A 20,102-nucleotide genomic window follows, 5' to 3' on the forward strand; every position below is an offset into this window, starting at 1 on the left:
CGCCGCGGCGGGATATAGTGGAAAGCAGGAACAATTTTAAAAAGAAGCAAAAAATTTCTTGCTCCTATTTTCGCTCTATTAAAGCCATATAAAAACCATCATAACCTTCTGAGGGCATGATTTTTTTCTCACTTACCAACGTATAATTTTCATTATTTTTTAAAAATAAATCAACCTGTTCGCGGTTTTCAGAGGGCAAAATAGAACATGTGGCATAAATCATTTTACCACCTTTTTTTATAATTTTAGAATAATCCTGTAAAATCTGCTGCTGCTCTTTTTTAATTCTGTCTAAAAAAGCCTGGTCAATTTTCCATTTGGAATCCGGATTTCTTTTTAAAACACCTAAACCTGAGCAAGGCGCATCAATAAGCAATCTGTCAGCAGTTTCATGCAATCTTTTAATGACTTTCGTGTCTTCAATTAACCTTGTTTCAATATTTTGTGCACCGGCTCTTCTCGCTCTTCTTTTCAGTTCTGCGAGTTTCCAGGCGTAAATGTCCAAAGCGATAATTTGTCCTTTATTATTCATTAAAGAAGCCAGATGCAGGGTTTTTCCACCTGCGCCCGCACAGACATCCACAACTCTTTGTCCTTCTTTAACGTCTAAAAATTCACCAATTTTTTGCGAACTTGCATCCTGAACTTCAAATAAACCATCCTTGAAAGCCGTTGTTAAAAACACATTTTTCTTTTCTTCCAATTGTACTGCATCCGGATAACTTTTAATAGGAAACGCAACGACATTTTCGTCTTTTAGATCTGAAATCAATTCTCTGGCAGAAGTTTTTAAAGTATTTGCGCGTAAAACTGTTGGTGCTAATTCATTCAATGCAACCATTTCTTTTTCCCAAGTAGGTCCCAATTCTCGCTCAAAAGTTTCCACCAACCAATCAGGGATTGAATGTTCAAAGGCTTTGGACGGCACTTTGTTCTTTTTTAATTTCACTAAAACGTCAGCGACTTTCACACCGTCAAATTCCTCAAATTTTTTATAATGCGTTTTCGTCCAGAGACAATACGCGATGATCATTTTGTAAATATTATCCGGTTTTACATTTTCGCCCATATAATATTCCAGGCGTTTTTTCCAGCGGATAATATTGTAAAATATCTCTGAAACTACTTTTCGGTCTTCGCTGCCCCATTTTCGGTGCGCTTTTAGCAGTCTTTCAATCACTTTATCGGCATATTTTCTTTCGCCAAAAAACGTTTCCTGCAATGCGTCGTGAATTCCTATAAGTAAATTTCTGTGTATCAATTCCATACAATGGATTTTTTAATTTTTAGATTATTAATTTTATCTCGATTATGCCGGATAAAATTTTTGCAAAAATACGGCTTTTAAAATAATAATTTCACTGAACTAAGGCGAGAAAATAAATTGATTTAAAAAGATTATTTTATCTTTTGCAGAAAAATTAGATGACCATTTGTCATTAATTTTTTTTCTTCTTCTGGTTGACTATTAAAAATTTTAATTCTACCATTTTCTTTATGTTGCGAAATTAAAATCAAATTATTTTTGTTTCTCAAAATACCGTAAGTGAATTTCCAATGGTTATTATAAAGAACCAAAGAATCGTTAGAAAATTTATAATTTTCTTTAAACTTACAATTTATATCTAAAAATTCTAAAGTATTATCACTTCTAAAATCAATTGTTGCGTTTTGACTTAATTTACATTTATTGTAGTTATAGTCAAGTGGAAAAATATCACTTGTAGATTTCCACTTACCTAAAACTAAATCATTGGGTTCTGATTTTTTACAATTGAAAAATAGACTTAAACTCAAAAGCCAAAAATATTTTATTTAAAAATTTTTAAAAATTTAATAAAATTTGAACATTCTATTTAAAAATATATACTTTTGTCATCACCTTTCAACTAAAATTATGAGCGAGCCAATTATCTGTCCTAAATGCAAATCAGAATTTACCTTTCTTATGGATGGTACAATGGTTTGTTCCCAGTGTTTTTTTGAGTGGAATCCAAACGAAGTTTCTACTGAAAATCAAATTTTAGACGCCAATGGAAATATTTTAAATAATGGGGACACGGTTCAGATCACAAAAGACTTGCCTGTTAAGGGTTTTCCTAAATCAATAAAAGCCGGAACGAAAGTGAAGAATATAAGATTGAGACCAGAATCTGATCATAATATAGATTGCAAAGTAGACGGTTTTGGAGCTATGGCTTTGAAATCTGAGTTTTTGAAAAAGATTTAAAATTCTGTAAAATTTTTAAATAAATTCTAAAAATAATTTTCCATCTAATTTTTGCTCGGAATAAACAACGAGACTTTTCCCCTCAAAATCAACCTTATTCCAGAAATAACTGCCGGCAAAACGGCTTTCTAAAACATTGGCTTCCAAACCATTTTGCGTCACTATAATTTGATGCGGAAAGTAAAAGTTTTTAGAGAGTTTTAAATTGTTTTTTTCATAATCAGAGAAAATATTTACTTCACCGAAAAGTTTTGCAACGTATTCTGTGTAAGGATTTTCATAACTTTCTTTAATAGAATCACTTTGGATCAATCTTCCATCTTTTAAAATGATCAATCGATCAGTCCACGGCATTATTTCTTGAATGTCATGTGTAGAAATTAAAAGTGAAAGTCCGTTTTCCTTCACATATTTAAAAAGTCTTTTGCGCAATTCAATCTTTCTGGAATAATCTAAACTGCTGAAAGGTTCGTCTAAAAGCAATAATTTTGGCATCTGAGACAACGCTCTAGCAATCGCCACGCGTTGTTGTTGGCCACCACTTAAGTTTTTTGGCAAAACATGTGCAAAATCTTCCATGCCGACAACTTCTAAAAGATGAATAATCTGTTTGCCTTTCTCAGCGAGATTAATGTTGGAGAGGAACTTACCCACGTTTTCTGCGGCCGTTGCATAAGGCATCAGATCATAAGTTTGAGCAACCATTTTTATGTCCTTTTCACCCGGAACAATATTTTTTTTCGGACCGTAAAGTGTTTCATCATCTAAAATTATTTCGCCCTTTTCCCATTGTAAAAGACCGTAAATTAAATTTAACAAAGTTGATTTTCCGCAACCACTTTCTCCCGCCAAAGCGACAATTTTACCTTCATCTATTTTCAAATTAAAATTTTGAAACAATTTTTGATTTGAGCTGTGTGAGAAGTATAGATTTTTAATTTCTAAAAGCATAGTGCAAATTTAACATTTTTGGAAATGATATAAAATAAACTTATTTTTGTGTCCACAAATAACATAAAACAGACTTATGAAGTCGCGATTAAAAAGATTTGTTTCGAACAAAATCAAATTAAAAAATGGCAATTCCATATGATCTTGCAAATATTAAATATATACATATGAAATTACCATTGATTTTAAGCATTTTTGCTTTAATAATTTTATCCTCTTGTACAAAAGATCCTAAAGTAAAAAGTGAAACATTAACTGTTACGACCACAAAAGATGGAAAAGTTTTTGAAGCCAATCTTGCAACCAGTAAAATAGAATGGAAAGCATATAAAATTGTAAAAAGTGAAAATACCGGTCATATTGGAACAGTTTCATTGAAAAGTGGCGAAATCACAATGAAAGATGGAAAATTAGAAAGCGGAAAGTTTGTCTCAGATATGTCAACATTAACCAGTGTAGATTTAAAAGATGACGCAGAAAATTTAAATAAATTAAATGGTCATCTTAAAAGTGCCGAGTTTTTTGATGTTGCAAAATATCCAACCACGACCTACGAAATTACGAAAGTGTCAACAGCGCCTGTAGGAAGTGACTATAACACAGTATTAAGCGGTAATTTCACAGTAAAAGGAATTACAAAACCTGTTCAGTTCAACGCAAATGTTTCTTCAGACGGTAATAATGTTAAAATCGCAACACAGCCGAAAGATATTAGCAGACAACAATTTGGTATCGTTTTTCAAATGCCTGCTGCAAACGGATTGATTAAAGACGAAATAACACTTCAAATTGTTGTAAACGCAACAGTGAAAAAATAATAGTTTTGCTAATAAAATATGATCTGCTTCAAGACTTGAAGCAGATTTTTTTTGGCTAAATTTTAAACAGAAAAATTGTATTTTTGCTGATATTAAAATTTTTAAATGTTAGAGAATATTGCGGTGCTGTTAGAAGAGGTAAATTTATTTACCTCGACCAATAAAGATGAAATTGAAACATTCCGACTAAAATTTAATGGAAAAAAAGGTATTCTTAATGATTTGTTTGAGGAGTTTAAAAATGTGCCGAACGAACATAAAAAAGAAGCTGGACAAAAAGTAAATGCTTTGAAGCAAGGTTTTCAGCAAAAATTAGATGAACTAAAAACTTCGATTAAAACCGAAACAATTTTTGAGAAAGAAGATTTAACAAGGCCAGGTTTTCCTTTGGAATTAGGAACGCGTCATCCTATAAGTTTAGTTAAAAATAGAATTATTGATATTTTTAAATCCATTGGTTTTGCCGTTGCAGACGGACCAGAAATTGAAGACGATTGGCATAATTTCACGGCCTTAAATTTACCAGAATACCATCCTGCGCGGGATATGCAGGATACTTTTTTCATCGAAAAGGATCCGGATGTTTTGCTTAGAACACATACTTCCTCCGTACAGATCCGCTACATGGAAGAAAATGAACCGCCGATTCGGATTTTAGCTCCCGGAAGAGTTTTCCGAAATGAAGCGATTTCTTCTCGCTCTCACTGTATTTTTCATCAAATTGAAGGACTGTATATTGATAAAAATGTGAGTTATGCAGATTTAAAACAAACTTTGCAGTTTTTCACCACAGAATTATTCGGAAAATCTAAAATTAGATTGCGTCCGTCGTATTTTCCATTTACCGAACCAAGTGCAGAAGTTGATGTTTATTGGGGTTTAAACTCAGAAACAGATTACAGAATTACGAAAGGAACCGGTTGGTTAGAAATTATGGGTTGCGGAATGGTTGATCCAGCAGTTTTGCAAAACGTCAATATTAATCCTGATGAGTTTAGTGGTTTTGCTTTTGGAATGGGCATCGAAAGAATTGTAATGTTACTTCACCAAATGGGCGATATCCGTATGTTTTTTGAAAATGACAAACGAATGTTGGAACAATTTAAAGGTCTTTAGAATAAAAAAAACTTCAAATCATTTTGAAGTTTATTTTGAACGCTCATTGAGAAAAATTACAGTCAAAATTTTATAATAATTTATTTAAAAACCTCAAAATTTTCACCGTCAAAACTAGCGAAAACCATTGTTGGATGAGAATTTTGATGAAAAATATTTCCTGTGGAATCGATGGCAATTGCACCTGCAAAACCGTCAATTTTCGCCAACTCAGAAAAGGTTTTTTCAAATGCTTTTTCAATGCTAAACCCATCTGAAACTCGGATTACAATCTTAGTAGCTGTGGCATTGCTCACAATATCTTCACCCACTCCGGTGCAACTTACGCCGCAAAATTCATTGGCAAAATTTCCCGCAACGGTTGCAGAATCTGAAATTCTTCCCGGAATCTCAAATCCTTTTCCCCCGGTAGAAGTTGCGGCTGCAATTTTCCCATTTTTATCTAAAACAACACATCCAACAGTTCCTTTTTGAGATGATTTTGATTTTTCTAAATATTCTTTCCGACGCTGTGGAATTTCCGTGGAATAGTCTTTAAAACCATTTTTCGTGGCGTATTTCTTTGCACCAATATCTCCCAAAACTCTATCTTCAGTTTTCATTAGATCCTGCGCAATCAGGATAGGGTTTTTTACATTCTCAATGTTGATCACACCTGAAAATTTCTGAGAATCGCCGTCCATTATTGAAGCACTCATTCTAATGATTCCATCACTTTGTATCTGTGAACCGGTTCCAGCATTATAAAGTTCATCATTTTCCAGAAGCGTAATAGCGTAAGCCACTGTTTCCACCGCGCAATGGGTTTTCAAAAATTCGTATGCAAGTTTGGCATTTTTCTTTAAAGATTCCTGTTTTGCAACTTTTACTTCGTGGCTTTGATCACTTTCAGAAAAAAAGCCGCCGTGGATTATTATTTTCATTAATTTAAGTAGATTTTAGATTTAAAACTTTGCTGGATTCGGATGAGTAAATTTGTAATTAATTTGTGTAGTTAATTTTTCAGAAGACACGCTTTTCCCAGATTTGTCTGCTTGGGTTTCTTCGCATTCATTTTTTGTCTGACAGTTGAAAACTTCAATTTTTGTAGGATGTTCAGGTGAAACTACATTAAAAGTTTCGCAGCTAGTTTTTAATTTAATTAACTCTAAAAAAACTTCGCAAATATCTTCAAAATGCGTGTGATTAACAACTTGATTGGGTTCTGCAATTTTTTTATTTAAATAATATTTAGAGAAAACCCTATCATCTCCCATTAAACCGCCAAATCTTAAAACATTGACTTGTGGAAAAGTAGATCTCATCAATTTTTCAATGTTCCATATGTTTTGATTTAATGAATTTTCGGAAATTGAATTTTCTCTAACTATTCCATCAAATTGAGGGTAAATTCCCGTAGAACTACAAAGAAAAAGTTGTCCTCTGTACTCGCCTATAAACTTAATGATATTTTGAAATCTTTGCTCTAAAATAGGAATTGAAGTGCGTTGCGAAAATGGAATTGTGATAATTATAATGTCGCAGTCCGCAAATATATTTTTATACTCTAAATCTTCATTATCAGAAAACTTAACTAAAGATGGATTGAAATTTTGATTTTTCAAATCGTTTAATTTAACTGGCGAAGTTGTCGTTGTATAAATTTCAAATAAATTTGAAGCGCTTTTGGCTATCTTTTTCCCTAACCAGCCGCATCCAATAATACCTAATTTTTCCATGGTGTTAATATAGAATTATAAATGGATAAAAAATTATTTTACCAATGGAATTGGAGAATATTGGGAATTATTTATTGTTAAATCTTTTGTTTTTAAATCAAATGTATCATTTAAAGACATAACATGAACTACCAAATTATCAATAGAAATCGGTTGACCCAATTCAATATTTGTTAAGTTGGTGTCTTTGATAAAACGTCCATCGACAATGATCACCAAACCGGAGCCGATTGTTGTCATAATGCCGTTATAAATATATAGACCGGTGTCTTCGCCTAAACCGATACCTAAAGTTCTCGGGTTATTTACCACAGATTGGAATAATCTGCCAATTCTTCCACGCTGAACGAAATGCGTATCGATAATTACATCTTCGATGAAACCCAAACCTTGGGTGGTTTTTATCTCGCCTTTTAAAAGCGCTTCCTGGCTTGAACCCTGGTATATCATGTTTTCTGAAGCCGCCGCTGCACCTGCAGAAGTTCCAGCATAAATGAAATCTTCGTTTTCGTATTTTTCTAATAAGACTTCGTGAAATCGTGTTCCACCGAGAATGGAAGTTAATCTTAGTTGATCACCACCCGTAAACATCACAACGTCAGCTTTTTTAATACGTTCTACAACTACGTCACTGTTTGCCTGACCACGATTTATGATGTCTAAAATATTAACGTTTTTTGCACCTAAATGTTCAAAAGCTTTTTTGTATTCGGGGCCTACAATTTGAGGAATTTGTGAAGCAGTAGCAAGAATTTCAATCACTGAATCATTTTTTAATTTAGATTCATCTATAATTTTTCGTAAAATTCCACGTTCAAAAAAATTCAAGTTTTTATCTACGTTTTTATCAAAATCTGTTTCTGCAAAACTGCCTTTATTAACAGCACCACCAATTACGATTAATTTTCCCTTTGGATTCATGGATGCAAATTTAATTAAAATAAGATAAAAGCTTAATTTTTAAAGTAATAATATCATTAAATATTAAAGGAAAATTGATCATTCATTTTAATTTTAAATCTTTACTATTTAATTATTTACATCTTTATACTATATTTGGATAATAATCATAATTTCACATATCAAACACTCTTTCTTTTATGAAAATTGAAAAAATACAGGTTTTAAAAGGACCAAATATATGGAGTATTCGCAGAACGAAATTAATCCAGATGCGCTTAGACTTAGAAGACTTAGAAGATTTCCCAACTAATAAAATTGACGGTTTCAGAGAAAGAATTGAAGCACTTATTCCCTCACTAATTTCTCATAGATGTTCCGAAGGTGTTGAAGGCGGTCTGTTTCACCGTATAGAAATGGGAACCTGGATGGGCCATGTAATAGAACATGTTGCTTTAGAAATTCAAACGCTGGCGGGAATGGACACCGGATTTGGACGTACCAGAGAAACAAAAAGTAAAGGAGTTTATAATGTTGTATTCAGTTATTTGGAAGCAAATGCCGGTGTTTATGCAGCCGAAGAATCGGTGGCAATTGCGGTTGCTCTTATAAAAGGTGATTATTATGATATAGATGGATGCATTCAAAAATTACGAGAAATTAGAGAGAAAGAGCGGCTTGGTCCTTCCACCGGAAGTATTGTAGAAGAGGCGGTCTCTAGAAATATTCCTTGGATCAGACTTGGAAAAAATTCTTTGGTACAATTGGGATATGGTAAAAATCAACAGAGATTTCAAGCGACAATTACTGGATTAACAAGCTCAATTGCCGTAGATATTGCGTGCAATAAAGAATTAACAAAGATAATGCTGGGCGATGCCGCAATTCCTGTTCCGACCGGCGATTTGGTGATCGATGAAGAAGGGTTGGAAAGAGTGATTAGAAAAATTGGATATCCTGTTGTATTAAAACCACTTGATGGAAATCATGGCAAAGGCTCTTCTATCAATGTCAATGATTTTGAAGTGGCGAAAGTTGGTTTGCTACATGCGCAGCAATATGGAATGAAAGTAATTGTTGAAAAGTATATTACCGGCTATGATTTTAGAATTTTAGTCATTAATAATAAAATGGTTGCTGCTGCAAGACGTGTTCCAGCAAATGTTGCGGGTGACGGGCAAAAAAATATTCTGCAGTTAATTGAGCAAGAAAATACGGATCCGAGAAGAGGATATGGACACGAAAATGTTTTGACGGAAATCTTGGTTGATAAAGATACCAATGAACTTCTTGCAAAATTAAATTACACTTTAGAAACTGTGCCGCATAAAGGTGAAATTATTTATTTAAAATCTACTGCAAATCTTTCTACCGGCGGTACTTCAATCGATGTAACTGAGATGGTTCATCCAGAAAATGTAATGATGGCAGAAAGAATTTCTAGAATAATCGGTCTTGATGTTTGCGGAATTGATATTATGGCAGAAAATCTAACACAACCTTTAAAAGATAGTGGTGGTGCCGTTTTAGAAGTTAATGCCGCGCCCGGTTTTAGAATGCATTTGGCGCCATCTGAAGGTTTGCCAAGGAATGTTGCAGCCCCGGTTGTTGATATGCTATATCCTCAGGGAAAAGAATTTAGAATTCCAATTATTGCGGTAACGGGTACTAATGGAAAAACAACCACAACTAGAATTATTTCTCATATCGTTAAAAATAACGGTTACAGAGTTGGTTTTACGACTTCTGATGGAATTTACATTCAAAATACGATGTTGACTAAAGGCGATACAACAGGTCCGCTTTCGGCGGAATTTGTATTGAAGGATCCAACTGTAGAATTTGCTGTTTTAGAATGTGCACGTGGTGGCATTTTACGTTCCGGTTTAGGTTTTAATACTTGTGATATTGGTGTCTTAACGAATATTAAAGAAGATCATTTGGGTTTAAATGACATTCATTCTTTGAAGGATTTAACAAAAGTAAAAAGGGTAGTTCTTGACAGTATAAAAAAATCTGGGTGGGCAGTTTTAAATGCAGATGATGAATATTCCATGAAAGTTGCAACCGATTTACATTGCAAAGTGGCACTTTTTAGTTTGGATGAAAAAAATCCCCATATAAAAAAGGCTGCAAAAGAAGGTAAAACGACGTGTGTTTACGAAGATGGTTTTGTTACTATTAAAAAAGGCGACTGGAAAATTAGAATTGAGCGTGCTATTTTAGTTCCTATCACGATGGAAGGCAAAGCTAAATTTATGATTTCCAACGTTTTAGCGGCCACTTTGGCTTGTTTTCTTTATGGTTTTAAAATTGAAGATATTTCTTTGGCATTAAAAACGTTTGTTCCAAGTGCAGAATTAACGCCCGGAAGATTGAACGTTTTTAATTTTAAAAAATTTAAAGTTTTAATTGATTTTGCGCATAATCCTTCGGGATATGAAGCCATTGAAGATTATTTAAAATATGTAGATGCGACTAAAAAAATCGGAATAATTTCTGGTGTGGGCGACAGAAGAGACGAAGACATCCGCGAATGTGGTAAAATTGCGGGAAGAATGTTTGATTATATTATTATCAGAAATGAAAAACATTTACGTGGAAGAAAAGAAGAAGATATTAATGCATTAATAATTGATGGTATCAATTCTTCCGAAAGAGATGTGACTTACGAAATTATTCCAAAAGAAATAGAAGCCTTGAAACATGCGATGAGTATGGCGGAAGAAGGAACCTACATAACCGCTCTGAGCGACGTGGTTTCAAATGCTATTGAATTGGTGCAGGAATATCAACTAAAAGAAATGCAGGAAACGCAGAATATTAATTAAAAATATAAATATAAAATTATGCTAATTAAAAAATATTTACTAGTCTTTTCATTTTGTTTTTTCTGCGGTATAAATCTAATAGCTCAATCAAATTATGAAGTTCCTAAATATGTTAAACCTGTTTCAAAATCAGATTCCTTGAAATTGGAAACAGATTTGATAAAGGCAGCAAAATGGATCAAAGATACAGATTTAAATAAAGAGCAGGCAACAAGAAAAGCTGCAAATAGTTTTGTTCTTCAATGGTACATTAATAATATTGGTTTGAATATCAAACTCGTTGAAAAATTATCATCAATCAATGAAGGGAATTCTGATTTACTTTTAGTTTATTTTGCAGGTGCTTCAAATTATTATCTTGAAAATAAATTATCTAATGTAAATTCTGAGATGACAAAAGCTGGGTTAATTTCTGTCATGAATGTTTACAAGAAAGGAATTGGAATTACAAAAAGTAAAGGAATTGATAATCTTATTAAAATTACAGAACAAAATGAATTAGATAAATATTTGAGTGATAACTTTAATAAAGAGTAACTTCATCAATGAATTTTTCATTTTAATAGATTGAATTAAAAAATAAAAGCCGCTTTTTCAAGCGGCTTATTTTTTTAGTCCTCAGCAAAAAATGCATTAGAACTTCCGATCCAAATGGCATCTTTTTTATTAAAATCGACATTTACCATCGCGGCTTTGGTCATTCTCACCAAATTATCCATTAAAATTGGTTCGGCTTCATCTTCTTTCCAGAGGTATAAAAGTCGGATTTCTGCTTTAGAATAGTCGCCTTTAATGTCTTTAAATAAAGGTTCGTAAGTTACTTTTCGCTGTAAAATATAATTTTCTTTATCAGAAATTTCATCGACAACTTCTTGTGTTGGATTTAAATTAACGCCACTTCCGGCAAAAGAAAATAAAGGTTTTAAAACAAAATTCTCTAATTTTTCATCCGAAGCAAAATGATTTAAAAAATAACTTTTTGGGATATATTCGTGCTCTAATTTTGGCAAAATATATTTTGAAATTTTAAAGAACCAATTCGGATGCGTGATCCATTTTACATCAACATCTTCTTTAAAATCAAACTCCGTTTTTAAATCTGGTAAATTTTGTAATTCATCAAAAATAACACGGTTGTAAATTCGATTAATTGGAATTAGTTTTCCGTTATTTTCATAAAATAATTTCTTTCCTTGCTTTTTAATTTTAGTTAAACAAACAGTTTTTATACCTAAAAATTTCTCCGTTAAAGCAAAGTCAATGGCTGTCTTCTGTTTTTCAGGATAAATTTCCAAAAGAATTACATTTTCTGGATTTTCCTCACCAACAATCACATCTTTCAAAGTTTTAATATAATCTTCTTCGCTTGGCGGAGTTTTAATTTCTTTTAAAAAAGGATAAACGTCTGTTACAATGCCATCATATTCCTTTTGAAACGCGTAAAGTGTTGGGAAAGCCTGCAATTCTATTAATTGTGGCACTATTTCACCTGCATCATTTTTACAAATTCCAAAATCGATGGCTAAAAAATGTGGTTTTTCCGTATCATTTGGCACTTTACAATTCTCAGGAATCGCCGCAGAAAGTTCTTCTGGCGACATTTTTTTAATCTGCTCAATAATTGATTTTGACGCGTCAACTAATTTTTGCTGAAAAGATTTAGCCAAAAAAATCGGACTTTCTGATAACCGGAAACCAACTTCAACGCCAGATTTGTCTTTTAAAAGTCGGTGAACTTCAGCATATTTTTCCTGAGTAAATTCTGAATTAAATAAATCGCGGTATTTTTTTATCATCGTTTAATGATTAGCGAAGCTAACTTTTTTTAAAATGTGAGCGGCTGCAAAATTTAAAAATCTTGGTAAAATCTGCGCTTGAGTCAGTATAATTTTATCATCGTCGTTCATTCTGTCGATGGTTTCCAAATATTTTTCCATGCCGTAGTTATCAATCATGGCTTTTCGGTTGTTGTCATCTTTTAGATTTTCCATCATACCAAATGGATCGGCTTCGGGGTGAAACTGCGTTCCAAAAATTTCGTCAGAAAATTTAATTGCCATCACTGCACGTTCACGATGAATATGTGGACGCATTTTTTCCAAAGCCATTATTTCCATTCCCAATTCTTCCAAACGTTCCATATTTGGTTCAATAAACTGATAAGCGCGAGAATCTACGGCGTAGAAAGGATTCGGTAAGTTTTCAAATAAATAGTAATCTTTCACTTCTTCTGATTTATGAATTGGCATCACGCCAAAAGAGTAAGAATTTCTTTTGCAGATATTTCCTAAACCCCAATGAATACTTGCAATTTGAAAGGAATGACAAATTAAAAAAGCATATTTTTTCTGAGAATTACTTTTATTATAATTCCATAGATTATCTAAAAATTCGGCATAAATAGGTTCCCAATCATAACCTTCATTATGCGGATTTCCAGGACCACCGGATGACAAAAAAATATCAAAATCATTGATATCTGGTATCTCATTTTTATAGCGAACATCAAAACACGTAATGTTTACGGTGTTCTCATTATTGTCTTTAAACTGCTCAGAAATTTCTTTAATATTTCTCATGCCCTGATTAATATGGTTATAATTCATATCCAACAAAGCAATTTTTATCTCTTCCATAATTCCATGTTTAATGGGTGTAAAAGTACGAATATTTTAAATTTCGCTTAATATATGCCATATTCTGTCTCAGAAATCATATAGTCTACGACGGCCTGTAAACTTTCTGTTTCTTTGTAAACTCTCAACTGACGATCTGCACCACTTCCATTTTTCATAATTTCCCAGGCGTATTCTACTTCAGATCTGCAATCTAATTCATCTACGACATCATCAATAAATTCTAATAATTCTCTTAGTAGATCGACGTACGGAATTTGTTCTTCTTTACCAAAATCAATTAAATGGGCATTAATTCCATCTTTAGAAGCACGCCATTTATTTTCACTTAAAAGTAATCTTCGGTAAGATCTAAAACTCAAATTTTGCTGATGAAGTTTATGAATTTTAGCTACTAAACACTGCATGATTGCTGCGAGACAAACGGTTTCGTCCAGTCTCATCGGCATATCACAAATCCGAAATTCTATGGTAGGATAGAAGGGATGAACACGCAGATCCCACCAAATTTTCTTAGCATTATCAATCGTTCCGGTTTTAACTAAAAGATCAACATAACTATCAAATTCGGCAACGCTATTAAAAAAACTGGGAATACCAGTCCTGGGGAACTTTACGAAAATTTCCTGTCGATATGATTTAAATCCAGTATTCCTGCCTATCCAAAATGGCGAATTGGTAGAAAGTGCATAAACGTGGGGCAAAAAATAACGCATCACATTCTGAATTTTTACACCTTCTTCGCGATTTGGAATTCCAATGTGAACGTGTAAGCCAAATATTAGATTCCCGCGTGCTACATCACCCATATCATCTACAATTTTATCGTACCGTTCATGTTTGGTAATGGTATTGGTTTCCCAATTTGAAAACGGATGCGTTCCACCACCTGCAACACGTAGATTTTGGTCGTGTGCCGTTTGTATTAAATGACGACGCAAGTCTGTTAATTCTTGTCGTGCCTGCTTAATATTTTGACAAATACCGGTTTCCATTTCCACCATCGATTCGTGCATCTCATGTTTCAGGTTTTCACTGAGGACGGCTTTTCCGCCTTCAATTATTTTTGAAACGTGTGAAACCAGATCTCTGCTTTCAACATCAATTATTTGATATTCCTCCTCAATACCGATTGTGAATGTATGGCTCATCTGTATAATTTTTATTTTAGTTGCCGCATTTTCTTCTAAATTATTTTGCGGAATCTTTCACGAAGTTTCCCCAGGAAATATTCACTTTTCCAGGCACATATTCTTTGGCTTTTTCTATGGCTAATTTTGCAGAATGCTCTACGATCCAGGCAAAATTTTCTTCACCAACGGCATTTCTGTCCGCGTCTGGTGCAGGATTACAGAAATCAATGGCGTAAGGAATTCCATCCTTTACTGCAAATTCCACGGTGTTAAAATCATAACCTAAAGCCTCATTCATTTTAATTGCATAATCATGAATGACTTTTAAAATACTTTTTAATTTTTCACCTTCATATTTTGATTCTGTCACATATCTTAAATGTGGCGCATTTCTCGGCTCATAAGGCATGATGTGAACGTATTTTTTACCTAAACAATAAACGCGGTAGTAATCATCGAAAATAATTTCTTCCTGCAACATCATCACGAGTTGTTCCGTTTCACGAAGTTTTTCCCACATATCTTCGGGACTTGTCACGCGGTAAACATTTCGCCAACCGCCGCCATCATGTGGTTTCATGTAAGCGGGAAAACCGATATATTCGAAAATATAGTCCCAGTCTAAAGGAAATTTCAAATTTCTAAATGACGTTTCTGAGGTATTTGTCGGACGGTCATTTGAAGGTAATAAAACGGTATTTGGAAGGGGAATTCCCAGTTTTATCATCAACGCATTATTTAAAAATTTTTCGTCTGCACTCCACCAAAATGGATTATTAATGACATATGTTCCACTCACAGCCGCGTTTTTTAAATAAGCCCGATAAAAAGGAACATCCTGAGAAATTCGGTCAATAATTACGGCATAGCCAGAATCTGCACCTTGCTCTAATTTATCAATCGTTACGGGTTCCGCAACTATTTTGCCTTTTCCCATTTCATTTACTTTATCGATAAAAGCCCACGGAAATGTATCTTCCATCCCGAATAAAATTCCAACTTTCTTTGCCATAATATTTGTATTTTTTTTATTTAATGTTATTTAAAATTTAAGAAAAAAATCGTCCAATAAATGTAGGGAAAACCATGCGCCAAAGCGGCCAATCGTGGTTGATCCATTTCTGTTCATCATACCAGTGAGCGATTCCTTTTTGAGCGAGAATTCCTGCCATTTCGCGGGTTTGTTCTAAACAGATATCCTGGTCTGAAGTGCTTAAAACAATATTCATGTGTTTGTATTTAAAAGCCTCATCGTTGCCAACAAATTCTCGCGGACAATTAAAATAAACACTGTCACTTTCATAACCATCCATAAAATTCCGAATTGTAAAAGCGCCAGAAAGACAGAATAAATGAGAAACGACATCCGGAAATCTAAAAGCAATGTTTGCCGCGTGATAACCACCAAAACTTGCGCCTGCAACTGCAACTCTGTGCGTCTGATGCATCTTTTGGATATATGGAATAAACTCTTGAATTAAAAACTGCACATACAATTCATACCTTCTGATTCTTTCGTCTGGACCAACAGATTTATTGTAAAGGCTGATTTCATCAATGGTTTCAATGTTATACAATTTTAATTTCCCCTGATCTACGAAATTGGCAATACTTCCATTTAAATGAAAATCGGCATTTTGCATGTAGGAACCTTTTGACGTAGGAAACATAATAATTGGGTAACCAAAATGTCCCGTTACCTCTAAATTTAAACTTTTCCCTAAAATATGTGAATAATAATCTGTGTGCTCTATTTTCGGCATATAATTTTTTATTTTTTTTATTTTTTAACTCAAATTTTTTGGTTAAAAATATAATTGTTTAATTTCTATTAACCATCAACCATCAACCATCATCTAACTCATCGGTCTATTTTGTGGCGGAATAATATTTAAAATGTGATCCGTAATTTTATCGGCTGCTTCGTCAAGACATTTTTGTATAGATTCTTCATCATCAGATTTATAAATAATCGCAACATGGTAATCAATATCAACAAATTTGTAAATTTCTTTGCACTCAAATTCCGTAGTATTTGGATGTTTATCTTTAGCCAAGGACAAAATTAGTCCCGCATAAAATCCCGTCGGTTTTGGTAAATTGTAAGGTGTCTTTCTCAACATTGAATCTTCAATTTTTGCCCATTCCCTCCAAATATTGATTCCGCTGGATGCCTGAATTAATTCCGAAATATAAGCGCCACCGACTCTGGAAGAGGTTTCTAAAAAATAAAGTTTACCATCGTCTCCCATAATAAATTCTGTATGTGTGGCGCCGTACAATAAGCCAAAACTTTCAATCACTTTTTTATTGGCGACTTCCAAGGATTTATAATTCTCAGAATATCTGCCTAAAGATTTAGTACGAAAGACGCCACCGTCGTGTGCAACATTCATTGGTGGCGAGAGATATTGTGCCGCAGAAGTAAAAATAATTTCTTTATTGTAAACCAAACTATCAACGTGAAAAACTTTACCTGGTTTAAAACTTTCTAGTAAAAATAAATAGCGTTCCTCACCTAGTTTTTCTAAGGATTGCCAAAGTTGCTCTTTAGAATTAATTTTTTGAATACCACTTGCAGAGGCTTCCGAACGTGGTTTTAGAACCCAAGGTGCCAGATTATTATCACAGAAATCTGCTAATTTTTGGTCATTAAAGACGGAAGAAAATTCTGGAACATTAATATTAGAATCTTTTGCGCGCTGTCTCATTGCCAATTTATCGCGAAAATAACGATGCGTCGTTTGTCCCATTCCTGGAATTCGAAAAGTTTCCCGAAGCATGGCGGCTTTTTCTACATCATAATCGTCTAAAGCGATGACAGCGTCTATTTGATTCGTTTTCATCAGATGAGCAAAACCTTGCACCAAATGTTCTAAATTCCATGTGGCAGATTTTATTTCGGACATGTAGTAAACTTCGTCAATGGATTGCCACGGCCAATTTTTAGATTTTAAATTATCAGATGTAATCAGAATAACTTTATTTCCTAATTTTTTTAATTCTTCTAAAAACTCACAACCTTTGTAGTAACAGGAAATGCAAACAAAAATTTTCTCCATTTTCTAAATTTTTAAACCTATACAATTTTAGAATATTTTATTTGAAAAAACAACTAAATTAGGTTGAAATATAAAGAAAATTCAATGTTTTAAGGGAATTTCTAAATTTTAGGTTTTACAGATTTTTTCTAAGTAATTTATAAGAAGTTGCACGCCGTATCCAGTTGCTGCATATTCTTTTGCATAATTAACTTTACCAAATGCAACGCCAGCAATATCGAGATGCGCCCAGTTTGTATGACCTTCGATGAAGTTTTCTAAAAATTTGGCAGCGGTAATACAGCCACCAACAGGCGACGAAGGCAAGTTTTTTAAATCTGCAACATCAGAAGTAAGCATCTCACTCCAAATATCCCACAAAGGTAAATTCCAAAGTTTTTGATTTGTTAAATTTCCAGATTTCTCTAAATCTTTAATTAAGCCATCATTATTTCCAAAAAGTGCACCCGCCGTACTACCAAGAATTCTTACCGCACTTCCTGTCAACGTTGCCAAATCTATTAAAATATCAGGTTTGAAATTTTTTACCATGTAAGAAAGTCCGTCTGCTAAGGTCATTCTGCCCTCTGCGTCGGTATCAATTACTTCAATAGTTTTCCCATTATACGCGGTTATCACGTCACTCGGGAGGTATGAAGTGTTAGAAACAGCATTATCAGTAATTGGTAAAATGGCGGTGATATTTACGGGTAATTTTCTTTCTGCAGCGGTAATTAAAGTGCCGATGACCGCAGTTGCGCCGCCCATATCACTTTTCATGTAATGCAAATTTGTGTTTCCTTTAATGGAAATTCCACCCGTGTCAAAAACCACACATTTCCCCACTAAACCGACTGTTTTTTGGGGCTTTTCGGCAGCGTATTTTATAATGCAAAACGCAGCGTCTTCTGCGCTTCCTTGGTTTACAGAAAGGTAAGCGTTCAAGCCTTTTTCTGCGCAACCTTCTGTATTTAAAATCTCTAATTCAAAATTATATTGTTTTGCTAAATTTCTAAGAAAGTCTGTAAGTATTGGTGCTTTTTTATAATTCGCGGGTTTATTCAGCCAATCCATGCACGCAAATTGTCCTTTGCAAATCGAATCCGTATCAAGGGTGATTTTTTGAATTTCTTCTGCAGATAAACCTTTAATACTTAAACTAAATTCATCTTGCCAAAAAGAATGTTCGCCTTTAAAAGGATAATTATAAGTGCCAAGAAACAAACCTTTAACTAACTCAGAAATTTTATTTAAATCTAAATTTTCAAATATTATTTCGGTGGAAATTGGCTGAATGTTTTTCTTTTGAGATTGTGCAAAATTGTTTCCAATATCCTGATAATGGACATCTGCAGAAATTTCACCCAATCCAATTAAATATATTGTATCGTCTTCATTTGAAATTATAAAAACTTCTTTTTTCTTTCCGTTAAAGAAATGACTTGTATTCTTTGGATAATTTTTCTGCTCAGTTTCCCAAGATTTTTTATCAATAAAATGAAACTTTTGAGAATAAATTTTATTTGAGTCTGAATTTATTTTAATCATTTTTTTTAATTTTTGTTGGGTCTTCTAATGAATCATAATACAGCCATTCTACAGCACGCGGAAATTCTTGGGACCAAAAAAATTCCTGGTGTTTTCCTTCCGGATTAATGCTAATTCTGGTTTCGAAATCATAAATTTTATCGAGTTCCCATTTTTCTAAAGATTTTGAAAATTTTCGAATTCGGTTCACCATTTTTGAACCTTCTTGATCGCCGCCATAAAGATAAACCTTCATTTTATAAGGATGTTTAAATTTTAGCATCGGGAAATTATTTTGTGGTTCTACCCAAAGCGAAGGTGAGAAAAGCATCAACTTAGAATAAACTTCTGGATAGAGAAAACCACTGTAAATACTTATTAAGGCACCTAATGAACTTCCGCCAATTCCTGTGTTTTCCCGGTCTTTTTTAGTGCGGTATTTTTCATCTACAAATGGCTTTAAAGTATCTGTGATAAAACGAATGTATTTCTTTCCTTCCGCATTTTTGATGATGGCATCATTGTCAAAAATATATTCTTTAATACGTTCCTCTTTACCGTGTTCAATAGCAATTACGATTAAATCACCGCGGCCATATTCTGCGAGTAAAGATAATTTTTTATCAATTTCCCAGTTGCCAAATTCCGCACCTTCATTAAATAAATTTTGCGCATCCTGTAGATATAAAACCGGATAATTTTTCTCTGAATTGTAATAATCATAGGGTAGAAGCGCCCAGATCTTCCGGTATTTTTCAAGTTGTGGGATATAGAATTCTTCAGAAATAATCTCTACTATCGGGAAAAACTCTTCTTTAAAAGGTCCCCAATTGTATCGCCATTTTTCAACAAAATCTTCTGTTTGATGGTCAGATTTATTTATTTTTCTATTGGGGTGAATTTTGTCAAACTTGTCAATTTCTACATTTTCCCACCCCCCTTTTGTAAATTTATATTCAATATTTTCTGGCAAAAAATCATCATCAACTTCTATGGCATAAATTGATTCTTCGCTCCTTTGAAGTTTAAATTTCTCATCTTTCGGATTCCAACTGTTGAAATTTCCCGTGAGATAAATTGCCCGCTCGTCGTCTTCCCGAGTTTCTAAATTAAAAAGCATCGCGCAGAAATTTATGAGTTCTTATTTTCATCTGCTAAAATTAAAGAATATCTTTCTTTTAAGTGCTTTTTTAACAGATTT

At 33.5% G+C, this 20,102-nt stretch carries 19 protein-coding genes; 5 read left to right on the forward strand and 14 right to left on the reverse strand.

Annotated features, from left to right (window positions below):
- Nucleotides 1-64: 64 nt before the first annotated feature.
- Nucleotides 65-1,267 carry an RsmB/NOP family class I SAM-dependent RNA methyltransferase gene (locus ACVBED_RS03520; RefSeq protein WP_473094507.1) on the reverse strand — a complete coding sequence of 401 codons (1,203 nt, stop codon included), beginning with the start codon at nt 1,265-1,267 and terminating at the stop codon, nt 65-67.
- Between the two features lie 131 nt (nt 1,268-1,398).
- Complete coding sequence (locus ACVBED_RS03525; RefSeq protein ID WP_447119514.1) at nt 1,399-1,797, reverse strand: hypothetical protein; 399 nt, start codon at nt 1,795-1,797, stop codon at nt 1,399-1,401.
- Nucleotides 1,798-1,897: 100 nt separating this feature from the next.
- Here ACVBED_RS03525 and ACVBED_RS03530 point away from each other — a divergent pair, with 100 nt between their 5' ends.
- Complete coding sequence (locus ACVBED_RS03530) at nt 1,898-2,230, forward strand: zinc ribbon domain-containing protein YjdM (protein ID WP_447119515.1); 333 nt, start codon at nt 1,898-1,900, stop codon at nt 2,228-2,230.
- A 15-nt stretch (nt 2,231-2,245) separates the two neighbouring features.
- Here the strand turns inward: ACVBED_RS03530 and ACVBED_RS03535 are convergent, their stop codons facing one another.
- On the reverse strand, nt 2,246-3,181 hold the full coding sequence (locus ACVBED_RS03535; protein WP_473094508.1) for a sulfate/molybdate ABC transporter ATP-binding protein: 936 nt from the start codon (nt 3,179-3,181) through the stop codon (nt 2,246-2,248).
- A 125-nt stretch (nt 3,182-3,306) separates the two neighbouring features.
- Here ACVBED_RS03535 and ACVBED_RS03540 point away from each other — a divergent pair, with 125 nt between their 5' ends.
- Both ACVBED_RS03540 and pheS read left to right on the forward strand, forming a co-directional pair.
- Entirely contained in the window at nt 3,307-3,999 is a 693-nt protein-coding gene (locus ACVBED_RS03540) for a YceI family protein (protein WP_473094509.1), read from the forward strand.
- A gap of 105 nt (nt 4,000-4,104) precedes the next feature.
- Nucleotides 4,105-5,115, forward strand: a complete 1,011-nt coding sequence (gene pheS / locus ACVBED_RS03545; RefSeq protein WP_473094510.1) for a phenylalanine--tRNA ligase subunit alpha — start codon at nt 4,105-4,107, stop codon at nt 5,113-5,115.
- Between the two features lie 80 nt (nt 5,116-5,195).
- On the opposite strand, the gene ACVBED_RS03550 is transcribed toward pheS, so the two are convergent.
- Genes ACVBED_RS03550 through ACVBED_RS03560 form a run of 3 tightly spaced genes read right to left on the reverse strand, consistent with a single transcriptional unit; the run spans nt 5,196 to nt 7,754 of the window.
- Nucleotides 5,196-6,038: an isoaspartyl peptidase/L-asparaginase gene (locus ACVBED_RS03550; protein WP_473094511.1), complete on the reverse strand. Its 843-nt coding sequence runs from the start codon at nt 6,036-6,038 to the stop codon at nt 5,196-5,198.
- A gap of 21 nt (nt 6,039-6,059) precedes the next feature.
- Nucleotides 6,060-6,833 (reverse strand): Rossmann-fold NAD(P)-binding domain-containing protein, encoded by a 774-nt coding sequence (locus ACVBED_RS03555; RefSeq protein ID WP_447119519.1) that lies wholly within the window; start codon nt 6,831-6,833, stop codon nt 6,060-6,062.
- Between the two features lie 33 nt (nt 6,834-6,866).
- A complete protein-coding gene (locus ACVBED_RS03560; protein WP_447119521.1) occupies nt 6,867-7,754 on the reverse strand; it encodes a cyanophycinase in 888 nt (295 codons plus the stop codon).
- Nucleotides 7,755-7,933: 179 nt separating this feature from the next.
- Here ACVBED_RS03560 and cphA point away from each other — a divergent pair, with 179 nt between their 5' ends.
- Both cphA and ACVBED_RS03570 read left to right on the forward strand, forming a co-directional pair.
- Nucleotides 7,934-10,564, forward strand: coding sequence for a cyanophycin synthetase (gene cphA, locus ACVBED_RS03565; RefSeq protein WP_447119523.1), 2,631 nt, complete (start codon nt 7,934-7,936; stop codon nt 10,562-10,564).
- A 138-nt stretch (nt 10,565-10,702) separates the two neighbouring features.
- Complete coding sequence (locus ACVBED_RS03570) at nt 10,703-11,101, forward strand: hypothetical protein (protein ID WP_447119525.1); 399 nt, start codon at nt 10,703-10,705, stop codon at nt 11,099-11,101.
- Between the two features lie 74 nt (nt 11,102-11,175).
- Here ACVBED_RS03570 and ACVBED_RS03575 read toward each other — a convergent pair whose 3' ends face one another.
- The 8 genes from ACVBED_RS03575 to ACVBED_RS03610 form a co-directional block, all read right to left on the reverse strand.
- A complete protein-coding gene (locus tag ACVBED_RS03575) occupies nt 11,176-12,360 on the reverse strand; it encodes a hypothetical protein (protein ID WP_447119527.1) in 1,185 nt (394 codons plus the stop codon).
- 3 nt (nt 12,361-12,363) lie between these two features.
- Nucleotides 12,364-13,200 carry a type 1 glutamine amidotransferase gene (locus ACVBED_RS03580; protein ID WP_447119529.1) on the reverse strand — a complete coding sequence of 279 codons (837 nt, stop codon included), beginning with the start codon at nt 13,198-13,200 and terminating at the stop codon, nt 12,364-12,366.
- A 47-nt stretch (nt 13,201-13,247) separates the two neighbouring features.
- Nucleotides 13,248-14,351, reverse strand: coding sequence for a carboxylate-amine ligase (locus tag ACVBED_RS03585; RefSeq protein ID WP_447119530.1), 1,104 nt, complete (start codon nt 14,349-14,351; stop codon nt 13,248-13,250).
- 40 nt (nt 14,352-14,391) lie between these two features.
- Nucleotides 14,392-15,345, reverse strand: a complete 954-nt coding sequence (locus ACVBED_RS03590; RefSeq protein WP_447119531.1) for an ATP-grasp domain-containing protein — start codon at nt 15,343-15,345, stop codon at nt 14,392-14,394.
- A gap of 37 nt (nt 15,346-15,382) precedes the next feature.
- Nucleotides 15,383-16,096 (reverse strand): alpha/beta hydrolase-fold protein, encoded by a 714-nt coding sequence (locus ACVBED_RS03595; protein WP_447119532.1) that lies wholly within the window; start codon nt 16,094-16,096, stop codon nt 15,383-15,385.
- A 93-nt stretch (nt 16,097-16,189) separates the two neighbouring features.
- Nucleotides 16,190-17,395, reverse strand: coding sequence for an ATP-grasp domain-containing protein (locus ACVBED_RS03600; protein WP_473094512.1), 1,206 nt, complete (start codon nt 17,393-17,395; stop codon nt 16,190-16,192).
- A gap of 108 nt (nt 17,396-17,503) precedes the next feature.
- Nucleotides 17,504-18,922: a leucyl aminopeptidase family protein gene (locus tag ACVBED_RS03605; RefSeq protein WP_473094513.1), complete on the reverse strand. Its 1,419-nt coding sequence runs from the start codon at nt 18,920-18,922 to the stop codon at nt 17,504-17,506.
- Nucleotides 18,915-20,021, reverse strand: coding sequence for an alpha/beta hydrolase (locus ACVBED_RS03610; protein ID WP_447119539.1), 1,107 nt, complete (start codon nt 20,019-20,021; stop codon nt 18,915-18,917). The genes ACVBED_RS03605 and ACVBED_RS03610 overlap by 8 nt, the downstream gene beginning before the upstream one ends.
- Nucleotides 20,022-20,102 lie beyond the last annotated feature (81 nt).

Source organism: Halpernia sp. GG3 (assembly GCF_052976925.2).